Source organism: Thalassolituus sp., assembly GCF_034111725.1.
Taxonomy (GTDB): Bacteria; Pseudomonadota; Gammaproteobacteria; order Pseudomonadales; family Oceanobacteraceae; genus Thalassolituus.
In genome coordinates this window covers 20,920-29,380 of sequence record NZ_JAWUWR010000045.1, presented here as the reverse complement: position 1 = coordinate 29,380, position 8,461 = coordinate 20,920, and the positions used below count along the sequence as shown (strand labels likewise).

General features: G+C 45.5%; 8 protein-coding genes, 2 tRNA genes and 1 pseudogene. 9 read left to right on the top strand and 2 right to left on the bottom strand.

Annotation, left to right across the window (positions count from 1 at the left end):
- Positions 1–248: 248 nt before the first annotated feature.
- From UXZ23_RS06990 to UXZ23_RS06950, 9 genes and pseudogenes are all read left to right on the top strand, one after another.
- A pseudogene (locus UXZ23_RS06990) lies at positions 249–881 on the top strand (methyl-accepting chemotaxis protein); the annotation flags it as partial.
- Entirely contained in the window at positions 864–1,295 is a 432-nt protein-coding gene (locus UXZ23_RS06985; RefSeq protein ID WP_414491464.1) for a CZB domain-containing protein, read from the top strand. The pseudogene UXZ23_RS06990 and the gene UXZ23_RS06985, both read left to right, overlap by 18 nt.
- Positions 1,296–1,406: 111 nt before the next feature.
- Positions 1,407–2,921 carry a glutamate--tRNA ligase gene (gene gltX / locus UXZ23_RS06980; RefSeq protein WP_320819901.1) on the top strand — a complete coding sequence of 505 codons (1,515 nt, stop codon included), beginning with the start codon at positions 1,407–1,409 and terminating at the stop codon, positions 2,919–2,921.
- A 168-nt stretch (positions 2,922–3,089) separates the two neighbouring features.
- Positions 3,090–3,165: transfer RNA gene (locus tag UXZ23_RS06975), tRNA-Ala, on the top strand.
- Positions 3,166–3,188: 23 nt separating this feature from the next.
- Positions 3,189–3,264: transfer RNA gene (locus UXZ23_RS06970), tRNA-Glu, on the top strand.
- A gap of 146 nt (positions 3,265–3,410) precedes the next feature.
- A complete protein-coding gene (locus tag UXZ23_RS06965; protein ID WP_320819900.1) occupies positions 3,411–3,971 on the top strand; it encodes an HAD-IIIA family hydrolase in 561 nt (186 codons plus the stop codon).
- Positions 3,968–4,975, top strand: coding sequence for an NAD-dependent epimerase (locus UXZ23_RS06960; RefSeq protein ID WP_320819899.1), 1,008 nt, complete (start codon positions 3,968–3,970; stop codon positions 4,973–4,975). Before UXZ23_RS06965 ends, UXZ23_RS06960 begins: the two co-directional genes overlap by 4 nt.
- Before the next feature lie 5 nt (positions 4,976–4,980).
- A complete protein-coding gene (gene kdsB / locus UXZ23_RS06955) occupies positions 4,981–5,745 on the top strand; it encodes a 3-deoxy-manno-octulosonate cytidylyltransferase (protein WP_320819898.1) in 765 nt (254 codons plus the stop codon).
- A 104-nt stretch (positions 5,746–5,849) separates the two neighbouring features.
- Complete coding sequence (locus UXZ23_RS06950) at positions 5,850–6,293, top strand: DUF3429 domain-containing protein (RefSeq protein WP_320819897.1); 444 nt, start codon at positions 5,850–5,852, stop codon at positions 6,291–6,293.
- Here UXZ23_RS06950 and UXZ23_RS06945 read toward each other — a convergent pair.
- Both UXZ23_RS06945 and UXZ23_RS06940 read right to left on the bottom strand, forming a co-directional pair.
- A complete protein-coding gene (locus UXZ23_RS06945) occupies positions 6,290–7,201 on the bottom strand; it encodes a GNAT family N-acetyltransferase (protein WP_320819896.1) in 912 nt (303 codons plus the stop codon). The two genes, UXZ23_RS06950 and UXZ23_RS06945, sit on opposite strands and share 4 nt — an antisense overlap.
- Positions 7,182–8,369, bottom strand: a complete 1,188-nt coding sequence (locus UXZ23_RS06940) for a cupin domain-containing protein (RefSeq protein WP_320819895.1) — start codon at positions 8,367–8,369, stop codon at positions 7,182–7,184. Before UXZ23_RS06940 ends, UXZ23_RS06945 begins: the two co-directional genes overlap by 20 nt.
- Positions 8,370–8,461 lie beyond the last annotated feature (92 nt).

Sequence of the window (8,461 nt, the reverse complement as noted above, 5' to 3'; positions counted from 1 at the left end):
TAATCTTCCTAATCTTCCTAATCTTCCTAATCTTCCTAATCTTCCTAATCTTCCTAATCTTCCTTTTCGAAATTTATCGAACATCGGCAACGTATGCTGTCTGGCTACTTTTTGACTATCTACTATAGTTAATTTGCATATGAGGTGGCCTATGCCATAGGGATTTAGTGTTCAAATTGGGTGGTTTGGGGGTGTCGGTGTTTTTCAAACAAAAAGAATTAGGGCCGTCGTTGGCCGAAGTTGAGGCTATGCGTCGCCGGTTGGAATTGTTGGAGCGCGAGAATGAAGTTCTACGTAAAATCAAAATTGTCGCGGATATGCGTAGTCAATATAGTTTAGAGCAGTTGCAATATACGACCTCACTGCAAAAATTATGGTTTTCTTCTTCAGTCGCAGTAGATGAAATTCGCAACACGCTTGCAGCGTCTGCGGCTCGTCTTGCTGGTGAGAATGCACAAGTTGATGCTTCTGTTGCTAAGGTCTCAGATATTCGCGGAACGCTGGCGAATCTAGCCACTCAGTTGAATGATATTCGCGATAAATCTGCGGATGCCTCCGAGGCTGTTAGTGGTCTAAAGAATGTCGCGTCGGGTATTGAGAATTTTGTCGGTTTAATTCAAGGCATTTCAGAACAAACTAACTTGTTGGCTTTGAATGCTGCGATTGAAGCGGCACGGGCAGGCGAGCAAGGGCGTGGTTTTGCTGTTGTTGCGGACGAAGTACGCACGCTTGCTCAACGAACAGCAGAAGCGACGGCTGAGATCGGAAGTTTGATTTCAACCGTGGGTAGCGAAGTCGACAGGGTGTCTGAAGGTATTGGAGCCGTTGGGGATCATGGGGCTGCTTTATCCGATGAAGTCCGTTTGGTTTCTGAGCACATCAATGCAATAGGGGATGTATCACGTCATGTTTCCAATAGTTTCTCTCATACCGCGAGTGAAAGTTTTATTGAAACTGCAAAGCTGGATCATGTCGTTTGGAAAGCTCAGGTATATCAATGTATTTGGCAAAACAAACCACAGGGATGTGAATCTCTAGCGGATCATACTCACTGTCGTTTGGGTAAGTGGTATATCGATGGCGAAGGTAAGCAGCGCTACAGCCATCTTGCTAGCTTTGCCCGTTTGGATGAGCCTCACCGACAAGTACACGATTCTGGCTTTAGGGCGATGGCTGCCTTTAAGGATAAAGATCGCGTGAAAATGTTGAAAGAACTTGAGCGTATGGAGTCTGCTAGCACTCAAGTCATTCGTATCCTTTCTGAAATGGAACGAGAAATTAACGCTAAAAACTAAAGCTAAGACTATTTTCTCGTCTGAGGTTGCTCGGATGCGGTGCTAAGTGGGTGCGATTTCTCTATAATCGTGCCCACTTTTGTTTATTTGTATCAGAAATAGAGATTCCTTATGACGGTTCGTACCCGCGTTGCACCATCTCCTACTGGCGATCCTCATGTTGGCACTGCCTACATAGCGCTATTCAATCTTGCATTTGCTCGTCAGCATGGTGGTGAATTCATTCTACGTATCGAAGATACCGATCAGGTTCGCAGCACGGCAGAGTCTGAGCAAGCAATTTTAGATAGCTTACGTTGGTTGGGAATTGAGTGGTCAGAAGGACCGGATGTCGGCGGCAAGTATGGTCCTTATCGTCAAAGTGAACGTAAAGAGATTTATGTAGAGCATGTTGAAAAACTGCTGTCATCGGGTCACGCGTTTCGTTGCTACCGTACTGCGGAAGAATTGGACACGATTCGTGCACAGTTGCAGCAGGATGGTACAAACTCCGCACTAAAAGCCTCGCATTTAGAATTGCCAGCAGACGAAGTGGCAAGTCGTGAAGCCGCAGGTGCCCCTTATGTAATCCGTATGCGCGTACCAGAAGAGGGCGTGTGTGTTATCAATGACATGTTGCGCGGCAGTATAGAAGTCGAATGGTCACAAGTTGATGCCCAGATTTTGATGAAATCGGATGGCATGCCAACCTATCACTTAGCCAACGTTGTCGACGACCACTTGATGGCGATTACCCATGTGATTCGTGGTGAAGAATGGATCAGTTCTGCGCCCAAGCATAAATTGCTGTACGAATATTTTGGTTGGGAAATGCCGACCATCTGTCATATGCCACTGTTGCGTAATCCAGATAAAAGTAAGCTAAGTAAACGTAAGAACCCTACTTCTATTATGTTTTACGAGCGCATGGGCTTTATGCCGGAAGCGGTATTGAATTACCTTGGTCGCATGGGCTGGTCTATGCCAGACGAGCGCGAGAAGTTCAGTCGTGACGAAATGTTTAGTCATTTCGATATTCAACGTATCTCGTTGGGTGGCCCGGTATTTGATGTAGAAAAACTACGTTGGGTAAATAGTTTGTGGCTACGCGAGCTGGATGCAGAAACCTTTGCGCAACGCTTTGCTGCGTGGGGTTTACGCCCAGAGCGTTTGATTCCAATTATTCCGCATATTCAGCCGCGTGTGGAAGTCTTCTCTGATGTGACTCCACTGGCGGGTCATTTCTTAGCAGGGCTAACGCCATTGACTGCTGCACAATTTGAACATAAAGCCTACGACGAAGAGCGCTTGTTGAGTGTGCTGCAATTCGGACTATGGCAGTTAGAAAGCATTCGCCATTGGGAGCGCGCAGAAATCGAAGCCGCTTTGTTTGGCTTAGCTAAGCAAATGGATATTAAAATTCGTGATTTCTTATTCCCATTCTTTATCGCCATTGCGGGAACTTCTGCGACTATTTCAGTACTCGATAGTATGGTGATTCTAGGCCCAGATATGAGTCGTGCACGTGTGCGTCATGCCCTGGGTGTTATCGGCGAAGTCGGTAAGAAAAAGCTAAAGAAGATGGAAAAGGATTACCAAGGTTATCTTGCGGCAATGGCTGCTGAGCCTGTTACTGAGCAAGAGTAATTTCTTGTCGGTATTAACAAAGTATCGGTGCAAATGCTCGTTTGGTTTTTGATCAAGCGGGCTTCAGATAACCAATGTCTCGTAAGTCCTTGTTTTAGGGAAATATTCCTCTAAGTTCTTGTTGACAGTGTTGGGGGGCGTAAGTAAGATACGCCCACGTTTTGAGACGGGGCCTTAGCTCAGCTGGGAGAGCGCAACACTGGCAGTGTTGAGGTCAGCGGTTCGATCCCGCTAGGCTCCACCAAAAACGTATCTGTTAGTCCTTCTGTCCCCATCGTCTAGAGGCCTAGGACACCGCCCTTTCACGGCGGTAACAGGGGTTCGAATCCCCTTGGGGATACCATTAAATTTACCTCTCTAAATCCATTCGTTTTTTATGTTCCAGTATTTTAGTATTGTAACTTTCTTATTTCTATCTGCGACAACGACTCACATTTTTCACCGTTAATCGGTACAATAACGCCTCTTCAATTTAATGGAATTGGTCTCATGGTGCACATCCCGAACGCGATTAAAGAAAAAGCACGGGCTGTTCGTATGGTGGTGTTCGATGTCGATGGTGTGCTGACTGACGGGACGTTGACGTATTCGGCTTCTGGTGAAGAGGTTAAACACTTCAATGTTAAAGACGGCGTTGGTATTAAACTACTGAACCAGTACGACATAGTTACCGCGATTATTTCCGCTAAGAGTTCTGCGCCGTTGCAAAAACGGGCAGAGGATCTCGGTATTACACATTTCTTTCCGGGTACTAAAGATAAGTGGGCTGTACTGTCGCAATTGATGGATGAGCTACTGATTGATTCTGGCGAAGTATGTTATGTCGGCGATGATGTCATCGATTTAAAAGTTATGCGTCGTGTTGGGTTGAGCATCGCTCCGAAAGACGCATTTTGGATGGTGCGCGAGCATTCAGATTTAATTACGGATGCCGAAGGTGGAAAGGGCGTTGCTCGCGAAGTAGCTGATATTATATTAGCCAGTCGTATGCCCTTAGAAGAAGCCTATATTAAGGCCATGTTGCCAGAATTTGAGGAATTTAAATCGTGAAAGTATTAGTTACTGGTGCTGCTGGTTTTATTGGTGCATTCACCAGTCAGCGTTTTATCGAGCAAGGTCACGAAGTCGTTGGTATCGATAATTTAAACGATTATTACGATGTTGATTTAAAACACGGTCGTTTGGCTTGGTTGAACGCTTTACCGCAGTTTGAATTTAAACAAGTTGAATTGGGTGACACGCTAGCCGTTAATGCTGTATTTGCTGCGCATAAATTTGATCGCGTTGTGCATTTGGCGGCACAGGCGGGGGTGCGTTATTCGATTACCAACCCACATGCTTACGTTGAAAGTAACTTAGTCGGGTTCGTTAATATTTTAGAAGCCTGTCGCCACAACAATATCGAGCACTTAGTTTATGCTTCGTCTAGTTCAGTTTATGGATTAAATACCCATATTCCATACAGTACATCAGACCGTGTTGATCATCCGGTATCTTTGTATGCTGCGACAAAAAAATCAAATGAGTTAATGGCTCACACGTATTCTCACTTGTATGGTTTGCCGACAACTGGTTTGCGGTTCTTTACGGTATATGGCCCTTGGGGTCGTCCCGATATGGCGTACTTTAGTTTTACCAAAGCGATTTTAGAAGGTAAAACCATCGACGTGTACAACCATGGCAAAATGCAGCGTGACTTCACTTACATTGACGATATTGTTGAAGGCGTGACTCGCATCACCAATAAAATCCCAACCGGTGTAGAAGCTTGGTCGCCAGAGTCTGGAGATACTAGTCGTAGCTCTGCGCCGTATAAAATTTATAACATTGGCAATCATAATACGGTCGAACTCGGTACTTTTATTGAGACGATTGAGAAGGTGCTTGGTAAAACCGCCGATAAGCGTTATCTCGATATGCAACCAGGTGATGTGTTGGCGACTTATGCCAACGTTGATGATTTGATAGCGGATGTCGATTTTGCTCCAAATACGTCGCTTGAAGTGGGTTTAGAGAAATTTGTTCGTTGGTATCACGAGTTTTATAAGGTTTAACTTCTATGTCGGATTATAAAATTGTTATTCCAGCACGCTATGCGTCGAGTCGTTTACCGGGTAAGCCGTTAATCGATTTAGCGGGTAAGCCAATGATTCAGCATGTATACGAACGTGCATTGGCGGCCGGTGTTTCAGAGGTTGTTATTGCAACGGATGACGATCGTATAAAATTGGCTGCAGAAGCATTTGGAGCAGAGGTTGTGATGACCTCTCTTGATCATGAAAATGGTACGGAGCGCATAGCTGAAGTTGCAATCATTAAAGGCTGGTCTGATGATGTTATTATCGTTAACTTACAGGGTGATGAACCGCTAATTCCGCGTGAATTAATTGAACTAACAGCGAAGGGTTTATTAGATAATCCGGAAGCGGGTATGAGTTCTGTATGTACTCCTATTCACGATGTGGAAGAAGCATTTGATCCCAATGCCGTGAAAGTGGTTCTGGATCAGCGTCAATTTGCTATGACCTTTAGCCGTGCTCCGATTCCTTGGGATCGCGACCTGTACAAGCAATCTCGCGATACATTAACGAGCCGCATGCCAGTGTTGCGTCACATTGGTATGTATGGCTATCGAGTATCATTTCTTAAGGCGTATCAAACAATGGAGCCTTGTGCATTAGAGCTAACTGAGTCGTTAGAGCAGTTACGGGCACTCTGGTATGGCACTAAGATCCATATGTCGGTTATTGATCAGGCACCAGGGCACGGCATTGATACCCCTGCGGATGTGGAGCGTGTTACTAAACTGCTGCTGGCTTTGTAATTTGATTGTCCACGCTTGATATCAAAGCTACTTTAAAAGTGGCTTTTTTTTTGAATATTATTCTACACTGATGGTCTGATTTTAGACTTTATAGGAGTCCTTCTATGTCGTTAACTTTGACTGAGAAGCTTGGTGCTGCTGGTTTGTTACCTTTTGTTGCTGCCACTGCATCACTGTACTTAGGCGTCGATTACGCCGAACAATTATTTCGATTGTATTCTTTTGCTATTTTGGCCTTTATGGCAGGTAGTTGCTGGGGCATGGCGCAAGGAATTACTGATGAATACGGCGCGAAAGATAGTATTACGCTTGTGGCATCTATAGGGGTATTTTTATTAGGATTATGCGCATATTTTATCCCTTTAATATTTGCAACTGGCTTATTCTCGTTGGGATTTATTATTTTGTTATGGCTCGAAATGCGCGCGATTATTCGCCGGGTATACTCTAATCGCTACAAACGCTTACGCTGGTCACTAACCATAGTGGTGCTTATTTGCGAGGGTGTTGTTTTCAGTGTTTCGAGTGGTGTTTTAGCAAGCGCCTAAATCATTAGGCGCCGACCCTCTTTCAGTGGTGTTGCTTGTTGTAAAAGCGTCTTCGCTCTTTCGACATAATGTCGAGTCCGTGCTGTATCCGACATCGAGGCAAAGCCTTTATTTTCATCCATTAAGGTAAGCCAGCCCCAAGATTCTAATAATACTTGGCTGTGTTTGATGGTGCTATTTACTTTAACATTTATGCGGCTGCTTAATCGTTGTTGCAATTTAATTAGCGGATGAGACGATTGTGAACTGTGCTCTGCTCTCACAATGATTTCAACTTGTCGTTGGCGTGATGCTCTTAGGTAATGACTGATGGCATTGAGGAGTGTGGTATCCGACCATAAAGAATGGGTCAGATCTTCGATCAGTAAAATAACTCGAACAGGGCCGCCTTGTAGTGCAATTTGTAGCCAGCTAGAAATTGAGAGTAAATCATTCAGTTGGTATCGTTCTGAATCGATTTTGGGCGTGAGCGTCGCCGCTTGGTGTGGTGAGCCTACGGCTTTATGCATGGGTAAATGTGGAATGCCGGCATCCATAAAAAACTCCGGATTTGCGGTGAAACCATTGCGATGGTAGAAGCCAAATGCATGAGTTTGTACGTTGGCTTTGATCTGCTTTACGGGGAGGTGGCTGCGAGCGTGTTGCTCTATTGCTCGTAAGAGGCGGCTGCCCCAATGTTGTTGACGATGCTCGCGTAATACGGCCATTCGACCAAAATGCCCATTATTTAGCAATCGCGCGCAGGCCACTGGGCGTTTGCCATCATAAACGATGAAGTGAGTGGCTCTTAAATCATCATCATCCCACTCAAGCTCTTCAGGTACGCCTTGCTCTTCAATAAAGACGCGGCGACGTATGTCGCGCAAGGCTTCTCGGTGTTTACTCCAGTCAGTCGTTACAATCTCCATCGAAAACTCCTTGAACATCACCTTCTGCGTAGATCATTTGCTGCGCCCACAGGGTCAGCAGTAAATTTCTTCCGTGATCATCGAGCGCGAGACGTTGTAGTTGATCTGTCGAATACTGCCGAGAATCGCCCAGAGTGGCAACCAGTTGGGTGCATGACTTTGGTAGAACAGTGCATTCTCCATGATTGAAGAATAGGCACTGATTATGGTCTGTAAAGTAAGCAAAGCGAGCATGCTCGCAGCGCATTAATACTTCACCTTCGATAGCTTCAATCCAATTTTCCCATGATAGGGTGGTGTCGGCTTCTGGAAGAAGGTCGCTGTACTTAGCTTCGGTCATCAGCTGGCCAAGAATTTTAGCGAGGGTGTCTGGTTTCATTAGCTCTGCCGTTAGCAGTTTTGCTAAGCGTTCGGTTGCCTGAGAATCAATACGTGATGGTGAAATGGATTGCTTGAGGCCCGCGTCGCTGTATCGTTTATCTTCCGTTAGTGTCGGCAGTAGAACATCTAGGCTAGTTTCAAGCAATTGACTAACCGATGGTGCTCGGAAGCCGATCGAATAGGTCATGCATTCGCCCTGAGCAATACCGTAATGCGCGAGTTGCGGGGGGAGATAGAGCATGTCGCCAGGATTTAATACCCAGCGTTCGGTTTCTTCAAATTCGCTAAGAATTCGCAGACGGGTATTGCCAATAATCGGCGAGTTACCGTCGCAGTGCTGACCAATTCTCCATTCCCGCTGTCCTTCGGCTTGCAATAGAAATACGTCGTACTGATCGTAATGAGGTCCAACGCTACCGCCATCGACCGCATAGCTAATCATCAAATCATCAATGCGCCAGCTGGGGATGAAGCGAAAGTGCTCTAGTAGCTCAGCGGCTTCAGGTACCCAGTGATCAATGGCTTGGATCAGTAAGGTCCAATGACTTTTGGGGAGTGAGCGATAATCTTTTTCTGAGAATGGACCTTTGCGAATTTCCCACGGGCCATCTTGCCCTTGTTCTAGTATTAAGCGCGACTCAATATCGTCCTCGAGACTTAATCCGGCGAGTTCCTGTGCGCTCAATAGCGGCTCGAAATTCGGCCATGCATTGCGAATTAATACGGGTTTCTGCTGCCAGTAGTCACGTAGAAACTCGTCGATGCTTAGGTTGCCAAGAAGATGCATAGTCATCACTCAATAGAATGGAATCGATGGTAAAACGGTCAGTTAAAAAAAAGCCTCCAAAGAGGAGGCTTTCATCATCAGTTATTTTAATA